Source organism: Sphingomonas sp. TDK1 (assembly GCF_001650735.1).
In the GTDB taxonomy this organism is placed as follows: domain Bacteria; phylum Pseudomonadota; class Alphaproteobacteria; order Sphingomonadales; family Sphingomonadaceae; genus Sphingomonas.
In genome coordinates, this window is the sequence record NZ_LXVY01000001.1 from 167,006 (window position 1) to 183,673 (window position 16,668).

The 16,668-nt window shown below is 66.2% G+C and carries 22 protein-coding genes and 1 tRNA gene; 9 read left to right on the forward strand and 14 right to left on the reverse strand.

From position 1 onward, the window contains the following. The first annotated feature begins 5 nt into the window (after window positions 1–5). Window positions 6–1,769, forward strand: coding sequence for a methyl-accepting chemotaxis protein (locus tag A7X12_RS00710; RefSeq protein WP_064309715.1), 1,764 nt, complete (start codon window positions 6–8; stop codon window positions 1,767–1,769). 53 nt (window positions 1,770–1,822) lie between these two features. Here A7X12_RS00710 and leuA read toward each other — a convergent pair whose 3' ends face one another. Then, complete coding sequence (gene leuA, locus A7X12_RS00715) at window positions 1,823–3,481, reverse strand: 2-isopropylmalate synthase (protein ID WP_064309716.1); 1,659 nt, start codon at window positions 3,479–3,481, stop codon at window positions 1,823–1,825. Between the two features lie 284 nt (window positions 3,482–3,765). Between leuA and A7X12_RS00720 the strand changes: the two genes are divergently transcribed. Further along, window positions 3,766–4,161, forward strand: a complete 396-nt coding sequence (locus A7X12_RS00720) for a BLUF domain-containing protein (protein WP_064309717.1) — start codon at window positions 3,766–3,768, stop codon at window positions 4,159–4,161. A 261-nt stretch (window positions 4,162–4,422) separates the two neighbouring features. Next, window positions 4,423–4,680: an SWIB/MDM2 domain-containing protein gene (locus A7X12_RS00725; RefSeq protein ID WP_010543335.1), complete on the forward strand. Its 258-nt coding sequence runs from the start codon at window positions 4,423–4,425 to the stop codon at window positions 4,678–4,680. Between the two features lie 111 nt (window positions 4,681–4,791). Here the strand turns inward: A7X12_RS00725 and A7X12_RS00730 are convergent, their stop codons facing one another. Then, entirely contained in the window at window positions 4,792–5,592 is an 801-nt protein-coding gene (locus A7X12_RS00730; RefSeq protein WP_064309814.1) for a universal stress protein, read from the reverse strand. A gap of 80 nt (window positions 5,593–5,672) precedes the next feature. Further along, entirely contained in the window at window positions 5,673–6,407 is a 735-nt protein-coding gene (locus tag A7X12_RS00735; protein ID WP_064309718.1) for a Crp/Fnr family transcriptional regulator, read from the reverse strand. Window positions 6,408–6,585: 178 nt separating this feature from the next. Between A7X12_RS00735 and A7X12_RS00740 the strand changes: the two genes are divergently transcribed. Next, window positions 6,586–7,260, forward strand: coding sequence for an OmpW/AlkL family protein (locus tag A7X12_RS00740; RefSeq protein ID WP_064309719.1), 675 nt, complete (start codon window positions 6,586–6,588; stop codon window positions 7,258–7,260). A gap of 127 nt (window positions 7,261–7,387) precedes the next feature. Here A7X12_RS00740 and A7X12_RS00745 read toward each other — a convergent pair. From A7X12_RS00745 to A7X12_RS00765, 5 genes are all read right to left on the reverse strand, one after another. Continuing rightward, window positions 7,388–7,464: transfer RNA gene (locus A7X12_RS00745), tRNA-Arg, on the reverse strand. Between the two features lie 34 nt (window positions 7,465–7,498). Continuing rightward, a complete protein-coding gene (locus tag A7X12_RS00750) occupies window positions 7,499–7,936 on the reverse strand; it encodes a DUF1178 family protein (protein WP_064309720.1) in 438 nt (145 codons plus the stop codon). Next, on the reverse strand, window positions 7,933–8,757 hold the full coding sequence (locus tag A7X12_RS00755) for a carbon-nitrogen hydrolase family protein (RefSeq protein WP_064309721.1): 825 nt from the start codon (window positions 8,755–8,757) through the stop codon (window positions 7,933–7,935). The genes A7X12_RS00750 and A7X12_RS00755 overlap by 4 nt, the downstream gene beginning before the upstream one ends. Continuing rightward, entirely contained in the window at window positions 8,754–9,011 is a 258-nt protein-coding gene (gene grxC, locus A7X12_RS00760) for a glutaredoxin 3 (RefSeq protein ID WP_064309722.1), read from the reverse strand. Before grxC ends, A7X12_RS00755 begins: the two co-directional genes overlap by 4 nt. Before the next feature lie 35 nt (window positions 9,012–9,046). Beyond that, entirely contained in the window at window positions 9,047–9,778 is a 732-nt protein-coding gene (locus A7X12_RS00765; protein WP_064309723.1) for a ComF family protein, read from the reverse strand. 42 nt (window positions 9,779–9,820) lie between these two features. Between A7X12_RS00765 and A7X12_RS00770 the strand changes: the two genes are divergently transcribed. After that, window positions 9,821–10,648, forward strand: coding sequence for a methyltransferase domain-containing protein (locus tag A7X12_RS00770; protein ID WP_064309724.1), 828 nt, complete (start codon window positions 9,821–9,823; stop codon window positions 10,646–10,648). Between the two features lie 17 nt (window positions 10,649–10,665). After that, entirely contained in the window at window positions 10,666–11,250 is a 585-nt protein-coding gene (locus A7X12_RS00775) for a class I SAM-dependent methyltransferase (protein WP_064309725.1), read from the forward strand. A 48-nt stretch (window positions 11,251–11,298) separates the two neighbouring features. Here the strand turns inward: A7X12_RS00775 and A7X12_RS00780 are convergent, their stop codons facing one another. After that, window positions 11,299–11,523 carry a hypothetical protein gene (locus A7X12_RS00780; RefSeq protein WP_064309726.1) on the reverse strand — a complete coding sequence of 75 codons (225 nt, stop codon included), beginning with the start codon at window positions 11,521–11,523 and terminating at the stop codon, window positions 11,299–11,301. A gap of 24 nt (window positions 11,524–11,547) precedes the next feature. Beyond that, a complete protein-coding gene (locus A7X12_RS00785; protein WP_064309727.1) occupies window positions 11,548–11,970 on the reverse strand; it encodes a (deoxy)nucleoside triphosphate pyrophosphohydrolase in 423 nt (140 codons plus the stop codon). 76 nt (window positions 11,971–12,046) lie between these two features. Between A7X12_RS00785 and A7X12_RS00790 the strand changes: the two genes are divergently transcribed. From A7X12_RS00790 to A7X12_RS00800, 3 genes are all read left to right on the forward strand, one after another. After that, window positions 12,047–12,232: a Flp family type IVb pilin gene (locus tag A7X12_RS00790; RefSeq protein WP_064309728.1), complete on the forward strand. Its 186-nt coding sequence runs from the start codon at window positions 12,047–12,049 to the stop codon at window positions 12,230–12,232. A 127-nt stretch (window positions 12,233–12,359) separates the two neighbouring features. Continuing rightward, complete coding sequence (locus A7X12_RS00795; RefSeq protein ID WP_064309815.1) at window positions 12,360–12,521, forward strand: Flp family type IVb pilin; 162 nt, start codon at window positions 12,360–12,362, stop codon at window positions 12,519–12,521. An 80-nt stretch (window positions 12,522–12,601) separates the two neighbouring features. After that, entirely contained in the window at window positions 12,602–12,769 is a 168-nt protein-coding gene (locus A7X12_RS00800; RefSeq protein ID WP_064309816.1) for a Flp family type IVb pilin, read from the forward strand. A gap of 85 nt (window positions 12,770–12,854) precedes the next feature. Here A7X12_RS00800 and A7X12_RS00805 read toward each other — a convergent pair whose 3' ends face one another. The 4 genes from A7X12_RS00805 to A7X12_RS25805 are packed head-to-tail and all read right to left on the reverse strand — an operon-like array spanning window position 12,855 to window position 16,647. Then, a complete protein-coding gene (locus tag A7X12_RS00805; protein WP_064309729.1) occupies window positions 12,855–13,802 on the reverse strand; it encodes an acetyl-CoA carboxylase carboxyltransferase subunit alpha in 948 nt (315 codons plus the stop codon). Between the two features lie 10 nt (window positions 13,803–13,812). Further along, window positions 13,813–14,724: a tyrosine-type recombinase/integrase gene (locus A7X12_RS00810; protein WP_084444929.1), complete on the reverse strand. Its 912-nt coding sequence runs from the start codon at window positions 14,722–14,724 to the stop codon at window positions 13,813–13,815. Then, a complete protein-coding gene (locus tag A7X12_RS00815) occupies window positions 14,721–16,529 on the reverse strand; it encodes a hypothetical protein (protein WP_064309730.1) in 1,809 nt (602 codons plus the stop codon). Before A7X12_RS00815 ends, A7X12_RS00810 begins: the two co-directional genes overlap by 4 nt. After that, on the reverse strand, window positions 16,510–16,647 hold the full coding sequence (locus A7X12_RS25805; RefSeq protein ID WP_198161802.1) for a hypothetical protein: 138 nt from the start codon (window positions 16,645–16,647) through the stop codon (window positions 16,510–16,512). The genes A7X12_RS00815 and A7X12_RS25805 overlap by 20 nt, the downstream gene beginning before the upstream one ends. Window positions 16,648–16,668: the final 21 nt, after the last annotated feature.

The window sequence follows — 16,668 nt, forward strand, 5'->3', positions numbered from 1 at the left end:
CGTGGATGTCGATTGCAAGTTTCGTTCGCAACAGCGCTTTGGCCATGATGGCGCTTCTGGTTGTCGGCGGCTCGCTCGCCGCCTGGCGTCTCGATCGCATTCGCATGGGCGGCGAGGTGCAGCTGCACCAGCAGGTGAACGCGGATCTCATCGCCGACATCCTTCCCCCGCCTGAATATATCATCGAGCCCTATCTCGAGGCGACGCTGATCGCGCGGAACCCGGAAACGGTCGGCATGCACGCCGAGAAGCTCGGGGCGCTCCAGAAGCTCTATTTGGAGCGGAACAAATATTGGCAGACGGCCTCGGTCAATGACGATCTGCGGAATCAGTTGCTCCAGCAGGCACATCCCGCGGCGCAAGCATTCTGGAACGAGATGGAGCAGGGCTTCCTCCCGGCCGCTCGCAAGGGTGACCGTGGCGCGATAGACGCAAGCTACGCCAAGCTCTCGAACCTTTACGAAGCGCATCGCGCCGCGGTGGACCGCCTGGTCGAGATGGCGCGCGCCGAGCAGGAGAAGGTGCAGGCAAATGGTGCCTCCGAATTCTACCTGGCGATCGGCATCGTGCTCGTACTGGCGCTGGTGGTGGGCGGTCAGGCGGCGCACTTCTACATCACCATGTACCGCCGCGTGCTCGAGCCCGTCGGAACATTGTCAGCGCTCACCGACCGGCTGGCCAAGGGCGAGGTTGCGACGATTCCCTATCAGGATCGCACCGACGAGATGGGCCGCATCGCCTCCGGCCTGGAGCATTATCGCGCGGCTGCAGCGGCACAGAGCGAGGCCGACGCCTGCAAGCTGGAACAACAGCGCGAAGTGACCGAAGTGCTCGGCAACGGCCTTCTCGCGCTGCGCGAGGGCGATCTCAGCCGCACGATCGACACCCATTTTCCTGCCGAGTACGAGGTGCTGCGGCAGAATATCAACGAGGCGATCGCCTCGCTTCGCGCGCGCGTGCAACTCGTCAGCGAAAGCGCGGACAACATCCGCAACACCTCGTCCGAGGTCGCGCATGGATCGGAAGATCTGGCGCACCGCACCGAAAAAAGCGCCGCCAACCTCGCCCAGGCGACCGAGGCGCTGGCCAAGATCGAGGAGCGCCTGCGCGCCACCATGATCGCGGCCGACAATACGGTGAAGCGCGCCGGCGAAGCCACGACGGCACTCCGCGACGGCCGCGGCACCACCGCGCGTGCCGTTCAGGCGATGGATCGGGCGAGCGGCAGTGCGAAGAATATCGACGGCGTGATCGAGGGCCTGGACAAGATCGCCTTCCAGACCCGCGTTCTCGCGATGAACGCCGCCGTAGAGGCCGGACGCGCCGGTGAGGCCGGTCGAGGCTTCATGGTGGTCGCCGATCTGGTCGCCGCGCTGGCCCTGCGCGCCGAAGACCAGGCCAAGCAGGCCCGCGACATGCTCAGCGAAACCCAGGCCGACATCATCCAGGCCGCCGACGCGGTGCACGACACCGACACTGCGCTCGACACCATTTCGGGCGACGTCGAAGCCGTGCACGACCTGATCGCCGCGATCGACCACGACAATCACGCCCAGTCGGCGGCAGTCAGCCAGGTCGCAACGGCAATGAAGGCGATGGATCTGGTGACCCAGCAGAATGCCGCGATGGTCGAAGAGACCTCGGCAGCGATCCGCAACCTATCGAGCGAGGTCAATGCCCTTGCGCAGCGTGCGGGCGCCTTCCGCTTCGAGCGCACCAACGGCATGCGCACGGCCACGCCGCAACGCGAACTCGCAACCGTTCACTGATCGGGCGACGCTATCCTCCCGGGTTTATGGGAGGATAACGTTGTGGCCCGCGATCAGGCGCGGTTGGCCGCACTCAGCACGGCCCGGACCGACGCCGTCGCGATATCGGCATCGATGCCGACGCCGAAGACGGTCCGCCCATCTTCCGTACGACACTCGACATATGCCGCCGCCTGCGCATCCGCGCCGCCGCCGATCGCGTGCTCGCTGTAATCGACCACGTCGAGCCGCGGTCCCGTCGATACCGCGAGCGCGTCGACCACACCCGAGATCAGGCCGTTGCCACGCCCCGAGATCGACTGCGCGGCACCGTCGATGGAAATGCGGCCCACAAAGACTCGGCTGCCAGCGCTGCCGGTTTCCTCATAGTCGACCAGCGTGATCCGATCCTTGTCACCGGGCAGGTACACCCGCTCGAACAGGCCCCAGATATCGGCAGCGTTGAGCTCCCGGCTGGTGTCGTCGGCCAGTGCCTGGACGTGCTTGGAGAACTCGGCCTGCATGCGCTTGGGGAGCTTCAGCCCCTTGTCCTGCTCCAGGACCCAGGCGACGCCCCCCTTGCCCGACTGCGAGTTCACGCGGATCACCGCCTCGTAATCGCGGCCGAGATCCTTGGGATCGATCGGCAAATAGGGCACGTCCCAAACCTGATCGTTGCGCGCCGCCTGCGAGGCGAAACCCTTCTTGATCGCGTCCTGATGGCTGCCCGAGAAAGCCGTGAACACCAGGTCGCCCGCATAGGGGTGGCGCGGGTGGACGGGGAGCTGGTTGCAATATTCGACGGTCTGGATGACCTCGTCGATATCCGAGAAGTCGAGGCCCGGGTTCAGCCCCTGGGTGTACATGTTGAGTGCCAGCGTCACGAGATCGACATTGCCGGTACGCTCGCCATTGCCGAACAAGCAGCCTTCGACGCGGTCCGCACCGGCCAGCAGCCCCAGCTCGGACGCGGCAACGCCGGTGCCGCGATCGTTATGCGTGTGCAGGCTGATGACGACGCTCTCGCGGTTGCGGATGTTGCGGCAGAACCACTCGATCTGGTCGGCATAGATATTGGGCGTCGCCGCCTCGACCGTGGCCGGCAGGTTGAGGATCAGCGGACGCTCCGGCGTCGGGCGCAGGATATCCATCACCGCCTCGCAGACCTCCACCGAGAAATCGAGCTCGGCGGTGGAGAAGGTCTCCGGGCTATATTCGAAATGCCAGTCGGTATCGGGCTGCTTGGCCGCTTCGTCGCGCAGCACCTTGGCGCCTTCGATGGCGATCTGGCGCACTTCGTCGCGGCCCATGTTGAACACGATGCGGCGCCAGGCCGGCGACACGGCGTTGTAGAGATGGACGATCGCCTGCTTGGCGCCCTTGAGCGACTGGAAGCTGGTCTCGATCAGGTCCCGGCGCGATTGGGTAAGCACCTGGACGATCACGTCGTCCGGCACCTTGCCCTCGCGCACCAGGCCCGAGATGAAGTCGAACTCGGTGGCGCCGGCACTTGGGAAGCCGACTTCGATCTCCTTCAAGCCCACTTTCACAAGCAGTTCGAAGAAGCGCGTCTTCTTCTCGCCGTCCATCGGGTCGATCAGCGCCTGGTTGCCGTCGCGCATATCGGTGGACAGCCAGCGCGGCGCCTTGGTGATGGTGCGGCTGGGCCATTGGCGGTCCGGCAGATTCACCTGCGGGAAGGGACGATATTTGACGCTGGGGTCGCGCAACATGGGCCGTGTCTCTCTTCAAGGTAGGGCCGCGCCTAGCGCAGCCACGATGCGTTAGGGAAGCTCCAGTTTGCCCTTAGGGGAGACGCGCGCGCGCGAGATCGGCCCCTAAGGGCGGATAAGTCGCAGGGTAAGGCGCAGGGCGTCGGTCACGAGGCTCCTAGTGCCGCAAACGGCCAATCATGTCCAGCTTGGACTAGTGCCTCCAAACAGGAGAAGCTTTCAGCGGGCCGATCTGGTATTTACCCCGGGACGCCAAAGAAGCGTGCTCGCAGGAGAGGATTGCGATGCTGCAGCTTGTCTATGTCAGTTCCGCCAACCCGGCGATACCCTGCCCCACGCAGGATATCCTTACCATTTCCCGCCGCAACAATGCGCGCGATCGGATCACCGGCCTGCTCTACGCAGATGCCGGGCGCTTTCTCCAGGCGCTGGAGGGGCCGGAGGATGCCGTCGAAGCGGCCTATGCCCGCATCCGTCAGGATCCCCGCCACGGCGCGATCGTGCTGCTTTCGCGGCAGGTGGTGGATCGCCGCGCATTCGGCCATTGGGAGATGGCACATCGCGCGCCCGGCGCAGACGCGGCGAGCTTCCTCGCCGAGGTCGAGCGGCTGACGACACACGCGGCGCCCGGGGTCCGCGACGCCTTCGGAGCACTGGCACGCACCCGCATTCCGGCTTGAACGCGCAATATTACTATATTTTCACGTGAAAGTGTTGCGCCCCTGCACCACCGCAGCGCCGCAAAACGACGGTTCGCCGCGCTTCGGTCATGTCTGCGCTGGACAGAGGGCCATTCCCACGATCAAAGGCATACAGGGACGTGCATCACCGCACGAACCGCAGTACATCGTTGGTTGCGACAAGGGGGAGGAAGCCTCTCAATCCCGAGGCGCTGACGAAGGAATAGCCCCAATAAGGGGTACGAACAGGAGTTAGACACGATGGCCGAGACCAAAGCACGCGGTGGCATTGCCAAGCCGGTTACCCCTTCGCCCGAGCTCGCGAAGATTGTGGGCACCGCCGATCTGCCGCGCAGCGAGATCGTCAGCAAGGTGTGGGAGTACATCAAGAAGAATAACCTGCAGAACCCTGCAAACAAGCGGGAAATCCTGGCGGACGATACGCTGAAGCCGATCTTCGGCGGCGATAAGGCGACCATGTTCGAAATGAACAAGCACCTCGCCAAGCACGTCAAGTAAGGCGGCTGGCAGCGCCCTTTCGGAGCGCACAGCCAAATAAGGGGGAGGCATCCCAGGATGCCTCCCCCTTATTGATTCCCGGACCAAATGACTCGGCACTCCACGCGCGGATTAGTGCGCCATCACCAGCGCTACGGGGCTTTCCGCCAGCATGCGCCGCGTGACGCCGCCAAACGCGGCCTCCAGCAAGCGGCTATGGCCGAAGCCGCCCATCACCAGATAGGCAGCGCGAACAGCCTCCACCTTGGCCAGAATGGCGCCGGCCACCGTATCGGTTTTCGGAACAGTCTGCACCTCCGGACGGATGCCGTGGCGAGCGAGATACTCTGCCGCTTCCGTCGCCGACAATCGCAGCGCACCCTCGTCGACAACGAGGATCGTCACCGTTCCCGCATGCTTGAGCAGCGGCACGGCCGCCTGCAGCGCCGCCTCGGCAGCGCGCGAACCATCCCAGGCAACAACCGCATGGCCGTAGAGATCGAAACCGATCATGCCCTCGGGCACGGCCACGATCGGCTTGCCGGTTCTCAGGATGGTGTCGCAGATCAGGTCGCGCATGTCAGGATAGGCGATCTTGTCGAGCGCACGGTTGAGCACGACGATATCGGCCAGCGCTGTCGCGTCCCGCAGGCATTCCCTCGCAAAACCGGTCGCATCCACCCAGTCATAGGGCACATCCTCGGTCTTGAGGCGGCCTTCCATCCGGACGCGATTGGCGGCCTCGCGGGTCTGTTCGTCCGCCAGAAGCGCAGCGCCGCCACCGAATTCCACATAGTCGCCGACATAGGCCGGCACCATGGCAATATCTACGCAGCGGAGATGACCTTCCAGACCCCGTGCCAAGTCGAGAGCCGCCTGAAACCGCGCCTCCTGTCCGGCGTCGTCATGCATCAGAACGAGTACATTCTTCATGGTCGCCTCCATTTCATCCCGGTCTTCTTTTTGGATGAATGAAGGCTAGGACTATAATCTAGCCGGCGACATGCGGTTAGTTACGGAGTCTCCGCTGCAAGGGCGGCGAGTGCCCGATGATCCGCGATCACGAAGCTGCGCAGATCGGGCAGTTCGATCACGCCGTCGCGTTTCATCGCAGTCAACTTGCGACTGACGGTTTCGATGGTCAGGCCCAGCAGCTCGGCCATTTGCTGGCGCGTTAGCGGCAGCGCTACCGGTGCCCCCGAACTGCAGGTGCCGCGGGCGGCGAACTGCATCAGCAGGCTCGCAACACGTTCTTCGGCGGACTTGCGTCCCAGCAGCAACATCCAGCGCCGAAGTTGATCCAGCTCGTCATATGCGCGAGTGAGCAGCGCCTGGCCGATCTCCGGATGCGCCTCGACAAGGGCAGGAAGCGCGGTGCGCGGAAAAACGCAGAGCTCGGTCTCGGTGAGCGCGGTGACGCAGTGGCTCGACGGCCGCTCGCTGATCGCGCCGACGAAATCAGCGGGGAATGCAAGTCCCAGCATCTGCTCCCGACCGTCCTCCAGAGAGGCGGAGAGCTTCAGAAGGCCGTGATGCAGGATTCCGACCTGTTCGGCGATGTCGCCCTGCCAGATCAGCACTTCCCCTCGCCGGAGCACACGCTTGCGCCCGATGCGATTCAGCGCCTCCAGCGCCCCGGCGGATATACCGCCGCACAGCGACGCCATCCGCACGCCGCACGCCGCACAACGCGACGGCAGGCTCCACTCTGCGGCACCAATATCGGGCTGATTTCGATCCATGAACATGACGGCCTCCACGCGTTGCATGCCGCGCGCGCGCGTCCCTTGTCGTTACGTATAGGTCCGCAGCCGGACAGCTGACCTCCTTGGGAACATTACCTACGCGCAACGTTGCGTCCGATCAAAAACCTCGTCGTTTCTTGCGAGTACCCGGTGCCTCGTCGAACACGAGGAGAAATGAACCATGCGTACTTCGCTTTTTGTCGGTCTGGCCGCTGCCGGCCTGCTGGCCTCGACCGCGAGCGCCCAGGCACAGGACAGAGCGGGCATCGCGGCCGGCGACTGGCTGGTCCGCCTGCGCGGCATCGTCGTCGCCCCCAATGAGTCGTCGAGCGGCATCACGCCCGGCATCCCTACCGGCAAGGTGGGCGTGGGCGATGCAGTAATGCCCGAAGTCGACTTCACCTACATGGCGACCGACAATATCGGCGCCGAGCTGATCGTCTCGAGTACCCGCCACGACATCCAGGGCCGCGAGGCGATCTCGTCGCTGGGCAAGGTGGGCCACACCTGGGTGCTCCCGCCGACGCTGACGCTGCAATATCACTTCATGCCCAAAGCGGCGGTGCGCCCCTATGTCGGCGCGGGCATCAACTACACCACCTTCTACTCCGCGAAGACGAGCGATTCGTTGAACAAGGCGCTCGGCAAGACCAGCCTCTCGCTCAAGGACAGCGTGGGCTATGCGCTGCAGGCCGGTGTGGACATCGACCTGAACAAGAAGTTCTTCCTGAATCTCGACGTCAAATACATCGATATGGGCACCACCGCACGCCTCAACACCGGCGGCACGATCAACCAGACGAAGGTCGACATCAATCCGCTGGTGTTCGGCTTCGGCGTCGGCACGCGCTTCTGAGGGCACATCCCTTCGCTTGTGCATACCTCATCCCGCAAGCGGGGGATCGACTGGGGAGCCGCGCTCTAGGGACGCGGCTCCCTTTCTTTATGAAGACGCGCGCTGCGCGATCGCGACCGCTGCGAGTTGGTGACCCGGAGAGGATTCGAACCTCCGACCTCTCGATTAGGAATCGCTTGCTCTATCCTGCTGAGCTACCGGGCCACGCCATCGCTCGTATAGGCGTCCAGCGGGCAAATCAATTGCGCGCCTCGGGTGGAACCACCGGAACCAGCAACGGCGCGACGGGCACGCCTTCGTCGACCAGTGCCTTTGCCTCCGCGAGCGTCGCCTGGCCGTGGATCGGTGCCTCCGGCGTATCGCCCTGGTGCATCGCCCGGGCCTTCTCCGCAAAAGCATCGCCGACCCATTGTGACGTTTCGAGCTGCTTGGCCTGGATCTGGGCAAGCGCGGCGAGCGCGGCCTTGAACGCGTCCGGCGAGACCGGCGACTTCTCTGCCACCTGATTCCCTTTGGCGCCCACCGCTGGCGCCATCACCGCCTTGCCGACCGAGGCATCGCCGCAGAACGGGCAGGCGATCAGCCCCTGGGCGCGTTGCTCCTCAAACGCATTGCTCGACTTGAACCAGGCCTCGAAGACATGATCGCCACTACACTTCAGATCGAAGACAATCACGCCCGGATCGCCTCCGGGATCACGCGGCGGTGCCGCAGCACGGGCACGCGAGCGCGGACATCCTCGAGCCGGGCTGCATCGATCTCCGCGAAGCCGAGGCCGGCAGGCATCCCCATGTCCAGCAGCACGTCGCCCCAAGGATCGATGGCCAGGCTGTGGCCATAGGTGGCGCGGCCGTCGGCATGCTCACCGGTCTGGGCGGCAGCCAGAACAAACGCTCCGGCCTCGATCGCCCGCGCACGCAACAGCACGTGCCAGTGCGCAGCACCGGTCGGGCGGGTGAACGCTGCCGGCACGGCCAGGATCGTCGCGCCGGCGTTGCTCAGTGTGCGGAACAGGTCGGGGAAGCGCAGATCGTAGCAGATGGCGAGGCCGAGCTTGCCCAGCGGCGTGTCGACGACCACCGGCCCCTCCCCCGCCGTATAGCTGTTCGACTCGCGCCAGCTCTCACCGGTCGGCAGATCGACGTCGAACAGGTGCATCTTGTCGTAACGCGCGCGGACCTCGCCGGTATCGTCGATGACGAAGGCGCGGTTGGCGAGCTTGCCGTCCTCGCGCAGCACCGCGAGGCTGCCCAGATGCACCCAGAGTCCGTGCCGAGCCGCCGCGTCACGCACCGCCGCCAGCACCGGATCCTCGGTTTCGGAACGATAGTTCGGACGCGCGCGATCACGGTTGCCGTCGAGCAAGCCGGACATTTCCGGGGTGAACACCATCGCCGCGCCCCCAGACTTCGCCTGGGCGATCGCCTCCACCAGCGTCCGGGCATTGGCGGCGGGGTCGATCCCGCTCGTCATCTGGAGCAGCGCGGCCCGGCTCATGCGGCGAGCAGCGGGTCCAATCCGCCCTTGCGATCCAGCGCAGCCAGATCGTCCGAGCCGCCGATATGCTGGCCGTCGATGAAGATTTGCGGAACGGTGGTGCTACCGGGTGCACGCTCCAGCATCTCGGCGCGCTTCGGCCCGCCCATGGTGATGTCATACTCCTCGAACGTCGCGCCCTTGGCGGTGAGGAGTTGCTTGGCGCGCGTGCAATAGGGGCAGAACGCCTTGGTGTAGATTTCGACCTTTGCCATAATGTCTCCAGAGGTGTGCGCGAGACCCCCGCTTGTCAATCCAGGGTCTCGTCCGCCAGAACACGTGCCCAGCAGATAAGGACAACGCGCGACGCGCCGCCGCGTTTGAGCAGCCGGGCGCAGGCATCCCCCGTCGCACCGCTGGTATGGACATCGTCGACCAGCAACACCCTGCGCCCCTGCAGCCGCGCGCCCGCGCCCGGGGCAAGCGCGAACGCACCGGACACTGCCCGCGCCCGCGCGTTCCGACCCAGACCCTGGAGCTTTGGCGTTGCCTTCACCCGGCGGAGCAGATCGGCTTCGACTGGTAGCCCGTTCCGCTTCGACACCCCCTGCGCGATCAGCAGCGCCTGATTGAACCCACGCGACCAGAGACGCCAGCGATGAAGCGGCACCGGTATCAGTAGGTCCGCATCGTCCGGTACGAGCCGCACCATGGCGCGCGCCATTGTCTCCGCTGCGGCCAACCGGCCGCCATATTTGAGCTTCAGCGCAAGCTTGCGCGCGACCTCGCCATAACGCACCGCCGCGCGTACCCCGTCGTGCGGCGGCGGATGGGCCAGGCAGTCACCGCAGCGCGCGCCCTCTCCGCGATCATAGTCGAACGGCATATGGCATCCTGCGCACCAGGGCGGTCCCAGAAATTGCAGGCTCCCCCAACAGCTTGCACAAAAGCGATGATCCGCCTCGACGATCGCGCCGCAGCCGGGGCAGCGCGGCGGCAGCGCGAGATCGATCAGCCGGAGCAAGGGCGTTCGCGGATCCACGCACCTCTTGTTCCAAGGCCCGCGCCGCTGCACAAGCGCGGCGTGTCCGACTCCGAAATCTTCGACCGTGCGCTACGCCGCAAACGCCGCGACCGCGCTGCCCGCAGCTATGAAAGCTTCCTGCGCGACCACATGCTGGACGGCCTGTACGAACGGCTGGAGGGTGTAAAGCGCACGTTCCGCACGGTCCTCGACCTGGGCAGCGCCGACGGCAGCTTCGTCTGGCCGGGCGCGACGATCACGCGCCTGGAAGCGGGAGCGGCCTTCGCCGCCGCCTCGGGCGCGATCCACGCAGACGAGGACATGCATCCCTTCCCCGAAGCGAGTTTCGACCTGGTCATCTCGGCGGGCGTGCTGGACACGGTGAACGACGTGCCGGGCGCCCTCGCCCTTGCCCGCCGCGCGCTCAAGCCGGACGGGCTGTTCCTCGGCGCATTCCTTGGCGCAGGAAGCCTCGCGACGCTGCGCGCCTGCCTGCTCGCCGCCGAGTCCGACCGACCGGTCGCGCGCTTCCATCCGCAGATCGACGTGCGCGCGGCCGGGGACCTGCTGTCGCGCGCGGGCTTCACCCTGCCGGTGGCGGACGTGGAGACGCTGACGGTCCGCTATGGCGGCCTGGGGGGGCTGATCCGCGATCTGCGCGGCATGGCGGCCACCAACCTGCTGCCCAAGACGCCGCCGCTCCGCCGCGAGACGCTGCTCGGCACTGCGGCCGCCTTTGCCGAGCGTGCGGATCCGGACGGCCGCACGCCGGAACGCTACTCGATTGTGTACCTGACAGGATGGGCCCCCGACCCCTCGCAGCCCAAGCCCGCTCGCCCGGGCAGCGCGACGACCTCGCTGGCCGACGCACTCAAGCCGAAGGGCTAGGCGGTGGCAGGGCGTCGGTGACGAACCAGGACGCCTCGGCCGGCTGGGACGCGGTTGCCGATCGGTTTGCGGCGCTGCGTTCGGATGTCGGCACCGACATTGTCCTGCGCTGGTCCAGCCAGCTGCCGCGCGGCGGCGCCGTGCTCGATATCGGTTGCGGCACCGGCATGCCGATCAGCGCGCGACTGGCGGACAAGGGTTTCGCGTTGTTCGGCATCGACCCCGCACCGCGCATGATCGCGGCCTTCCGCCGGAACCTGCCCGGGGCCGGCGTTGCGTGCGAGCCGGCGGAAACCAGCAGCTTCTTCGGCCGCCGCTTCGACGGCGTGGTCGCGATCGGCGTGCTCTTCCTGCTGTCGGAAGCCGCTCAGGCCGCGGTATTTGCCCGTGTCGGCCGCGTACTGCACCCCGGTGGCCACTTCCTGTTCAGCGCACCCCGCGAACGATGCGCATGGGAAGACAGCCTTACCGGCCGCCGCTCGCAGTCACTCGGCGAAACCGCCTATGGCGCGCTGCTCGGCTCGACCGGGTTGAAGGTGGTGGGGTGCCATCTCGACCGCGGGAACAATCATTATTTTGAAGCCGTGGCGCCTGAGGGTTAGAGACTGCGCCACCTGATCCGCGCCTGTGCAACAGCTAGCATGCTGCGCTCAGCCAGGCACGCTACCGCAATCATAGTCGACCCGGTCGACCTCGCGTCCGCTCCGGATGGCATCGTTGAAGATGCGATGGTCGTGCGGCACCTCGACGTCTACCTCCTGCCCAACGAACTTCATGCGGATCGTGCGGCGGCGATGGTCCCAATGGAAGAATGCCTCCTCGAACGGCTCGAACAGATAGCAGTCCCGGTCCTGGAAGCGGTCACCCTTCATCATCGTCCTGACTCAGACCCCGATATTTCAAAGCGTTCCGGTCCCAAGCAACGGCGCCAGTATCTCAAGAAACGGCAGATCCGCTGGCGGCATCGGCAACGCGCGCAGTATGGCCATGTCGGCCCAGGCGAGGGCACTGGCATGGCGCGCTTGCGGCACGCCTTCCCAATGATCCAGTCGGTAGAGCAGCAACACGAGGTGCCGGTCGGCCAGCGGCTCGCTTGCGAAGACGAGCGGGGTCAGCGCGGCCGGATCCACCGTCACGCCCAGTTCCTCCTCCAGTTCGCGGGCCAGCGCTGCCTCCGGGCTCTCGCCCGCTTCAATCTTGCCGCCGGGAAATTCCCAAAGTCCCGCAAGCGCGGTGCCCTCGGGGCGTTGCTGCACCAGCACCCTGCCCCCGTCGATCATCGCCGCGGCCACCACCAGCAGCATCGGCCCTGCCTCGCGCATCACCTTGCCTCGCTAATCACTTCGAAACCAAATCCTGCAATGGTTCCGGTGATTTCCTGAACGAGATGGATTGAGGATGCGAGCCCTGATTCACACCCTGCGCGCGCTGGTCCTTTCCGAACGCGGCGCCACTGCCGTGGAATATGGCCTCATCATTTCCCTGATCGTGCTCGCCATGGTCGCGGCGCTCGGCAATTTCGGCAACGCCACCGGCGGCATGTGGAACAACGTGTCGCAAAAGGTCCAGCACGCAGGCGAATGAGCCGCGGTAACCTTTCCCTAACCGTCTGATTTAGGCCGTCCTTAACGCCTCTCGCATAGGGTCGCAGGGCCTTGCCGGATCTCTCGGCAGGCCGGTGTTTGAAGTTACTGGGACGATGGAGACGGGTATGAAGAAGATTCGCAATTTCCTGAAGAATTCCAAGGGCGCAACGGCGATCGAATATGGTCTGATCGCCGCGCTGATCGCCGTAGCCGCGATCGCCGCCATGCAGGGCCTGGGCAACAAGCTGGGCACCACGTTCAACGCCGTTGCCGGCAACATGCACTAAGCGTTCATCTTTCGCTGGTATTGGGGATGGCGGCGCTGCCGGGCATTGCCATCCCCCGGTATCAGGAAGGATACGCTGCCATGAAGACGCTTCGTAGGCTGGTTCGCAACTGCCGTGGTGCGACCGCTATCGAATATGGGTTGATCGCCGCGCTGATCGCGGTTGCAGCCATCGCCGGTATGCAGGGCTTGGGCAACAAGCTCAGCTCGACCTTCGGCCGCGTCGATACGAGCATGCAGCCCTCCTGAACCTGATCGGCCGGAGAGCCTGATCGGACGGCAGGATGGATAAGAAGAAGGGGCGGCGCCCGGCGCGCGCCCCTTTTTTGTGTTCTTATACCCGGCCCATTGCCAGGAACTTGGCGCGACGTGCCTGACGCAGCGACTCCGGCGACATGCCGCTCAGGCCTTCCAGCGCCGTTTCGATCGCGTCGCCTAGCGCCTGCACGGCCTGGCCCGGCGCGCGGTGCGCCCCGCCCAGCGGCTCCGGCACGATCCGGTCGATCACCTTCAGCTCCTTCAGATGCTGTGCGGTGACCTTCATCGCTTCGGCAGCGTCGGCCGCCTTGTCGGCGGTGCGCCACAGGATCGAGGCGCAGCCTTCCGGCGAGATCACCGAATAGACCGCGTGCTCCATCATCAGCACCTGGTTGCCCGCGGCCAGCGCCACCGCGCCGCCCGAGCCGCCCTCGCCGAGGATCGATGCGACCAGCGGCACGCCCAGCGAAAGGCATGCCTCGGTCGAACGGGCGATTGCTTCCGCCTGGCCGCGCTCTTCCGCCTGCACGCCCGGGAAGGCCCCCGAGGTGTCGACCAGCGTGATCACGGGAATACCGAACCGGTCGGCCAGCTTCATCAGGCGGATCGCCTTGCGATAGCCCTCCGGCTTGCCCATGCCGAAATTATGCTTGAGCCGGCTGGCGGTATCGTCGCCCTTTTCGTGGCCGATCACCATCACGCGGCGGCCGCGGAACCGGCCAAGACCGCCGATGATCGCGGCATCGTCGGCAAAGGCGCGGTCGCCGCCCAGCGGCATGAAGTCCTCGATCAGGCCGGCGACATAGTGCTTGAAGTGCGGGCGCTCGGGATGCCGGGCAACCTGCGTCTTCTGCCACGGCGTCAGCTTGGCATAGGTGTCGAGCAGCAGCTTGTCCGACTTGGCCTGGAGCGGCGCGATCTCGGCGGCGATGTCCACGTCGCCGCCCTGGGCGGCGCTGTTCAGCTCGTCGATCTTGCCCTGGAGCTCGGCGATCGGCTTCTCGAAGTCGAGGAATGTCGTCATGGGGCTGGCGCTACCGGGAGCCGCGCTTCGCGTCAACGAGGGCCTCGCCCAGCGGGTGCCGCTCGTTGACGAGTTCGACCAGACGGCGACTGTCGACATGGGTATAGATTTCGGTCGTCGCAATATCGGCATGGCCGAGCATCGCCTGGAGCGCGCGCAAGTCCGCACCGCCCTCCAGCAGGTGCGTGGCGAAGGCGTGGCGAAGGACGTGGGGACTCGCCCGCTCGGGCGGGATGCCGGCCATCGCCGCCAGCGCTCGAACGATCTGGTAGAGGCGGATGCGGGTAAGGTGCGTCCTGCCTGAGGGAAAGAGCCAAGGGCTGTCCGGGGGGATCTGGGTCCGCCAAAGCGCGACGGCGGCACGGGCGCGGTCGGAAATAGGAACCAGCCGCTCGCGCCCGCCCTTGCCCTTCAGAATCAGGAACGGACGATCGGGATGAATGGCGTTGCGGGGCAGCGAGACGAGTTCGGTCGCGCGCAGCCCCGACCCATAGAGCAGTTCGATGAGGGCGGCGAGCCGCAGGTCCAGCGGATCCGGCGGCACCCGCGCCTGACGCTCGGCGATCGCAGCGAACATCGCGTCGACATCGGCCGTGCTCAGAATCTTGGGCAGGCGTCGCGCGGTGCCCGGCCGCGGCAGGGCGTTGCCGGGATCGTCGGCGCGGTGCCCCTCCTCCGCCAGGAAGGCGAAGAAGCGACGCAACGCTGCGGACTTGCGCGCGACGGTGGACTTGGCGAGTTCCGCCCACCCACCGGAAAGCCGCTCGATTTCCTCGCGTCCCGCATTCACCAGATTACCGCCCAGCGCCTCCGACGCGAGACGGAGATCGGTGCCATAGGCCGCCACGGTGTTCGCCGCCGCGCCAGCCTCGGCGCGAAGCATCTCCAGAAAGCGCTCGATCAGGTCGCGATCGCCACTCACTCGGCGCGCGTGACCGCCTCCACGGCGATCATCCGGGCATAGTTGGCCATCCCCGCCGCCCGCATCGCCGCGACGATGTGGTAAAGTGCCTCGGGCGTCACCTGGTCCCAGCGCGGCGACTGCATGCCCACGCCGGCGAGCAGCGCGACCATAGCGGGCTGGTTGCGCGCGCCGGCACCATCTATCGCCTGGGTCCAGCTATTCACGCCGGTGATGCCGACTTTGGTAGCCTCGGCGCCGCGCTGCGTATCGCTGGCCGACAGTCGGCCGAGACCTGCGAGACCAGCGAGCAGCATCGCCGCCTTGCGGGGGCTCGCGGACCCTGCATAGCGCTCGAAATCGCCATACCCTACCGTTCCAGAAGGCTCGGCGAGGGTCAGAAGCGCCCAGCCCTCGCTGCCGGCGGCAACCACGCCGCGCCATTGCAGCGCCGCCGAATCATAGCCGGCGGAGAGCATGGACGCGATCAGCCGGTCCGGCTCTGCCGCGTTCTTGTCCGCCGGGATCCAGGCAGCGGCCTTGGCGGTCAGCACCAGTCGGGCATAGCGCAGCCGGGGGCTTTCAGCCGCGTCCCACAAGCCCTTCATCGCCTGCACGCGCTCGGCGGCAGAGCCCGTATAGGCACTGCGGAGATCGCGAACGGTCTTCTGCAGCGGATCGGGCAAGTCGCTGGCCTGATCGAGCTCGGCATAGAGATCGACCAGCGCGGCGTTCGACAGCACGCCTGCCGCCGCCGCCAGTTCGGCTGCACCCGCGCGGTTCGCTGGCGACACTGCCGGTGACAGCGCCTGCCAATAGCGGAACTCGGGGCCCACCGTGGCGAAAAGATTATCAGGAATGTCGACGCCCGCCGCCGTCGCCATGCCGAAACGCCAGGCGGAGAGCGCCGGTACGCCGACCCAGTCGATCGTCACCGCACGACGCGAATCGACGCCCATGCCCACCACCTTGGTGGCGAGCAGCGTGTCGAGATCGTTGCGCGGCTTGCCCTTGCTCGCCGCATCGAGCCGCTGGTCGGCTTCGCTCGGCTTGCCGGCAAGCCCCGCGCAGATCGCCTGCGCCAGCGCCCAGCCGCGATCCGGGATGTTGGACGCCGCATCGTCGACGATCGGGCACACCGAAGCCGGATCGCCGGTCGCCAGCGCCACCTGCATCGCCACGCGATCCAGCGCATTGGTATAATCGTCGATGTCGACATAGCTGACCAGCCCGCGCGCGGCGGTCGCCTCGCCCATGCGAAGCAGCAGCCAGGCGCGCTCGGCGGCATAGTCGGCGCCGTCGATCCCGCGCGGCGTATCGAGCGGCGACATCAGCGCCCGGCGCAGCGCGATCGACACCCAGCGCGACGCGACCGGCGCGTCAAGCCGGCGCATGAGAGTCACCTGGGTGCCGCCCGGCACCGCACCGAACGCATCTGCCGGGAACGGTGCGTTGCCTGCTGCCAGGATGCCGACGCGGTTCAACGGCCGACGAACGCCCTTGGGCAGATCATATTGCGACAAATCGATCGTCGGCGCCGCCGCCATGGCGCTGGCGTTGCTTTCCTCGACGTCGAACGCATCGGGCCCCATGTCGCCACCAGCCGGGACGACGTCACTTCCCGGAGACGGCGCGGCCGCGGGTGGCGCACTCGGTGCCGGGCTCGGGCGCGCCGAAGGCTGCGGTCGCGGTACCGGCTGGTCAAAGCCGGGCGGCAACAGCGATTCGGGGGCCTTCTGCTGCTGGCTGAACGCCGGAACGCCGATCGCCGCGAGCAACGCCGCCGCAATCGCGAGCCGGGAAGCCCTAGTTGGCGAGGTTTTCAAGCGCGACCGCCTTCTCCATGCGCACCGGCTCCTTGACGGTGTTGCGCCCGGCCAGCGCGAACATGCCGCCCACCACAACCACCAGAACGACAAGCAACACGACAAGCATACGCGGCATGAAAAACAGTCCAATCCTTGA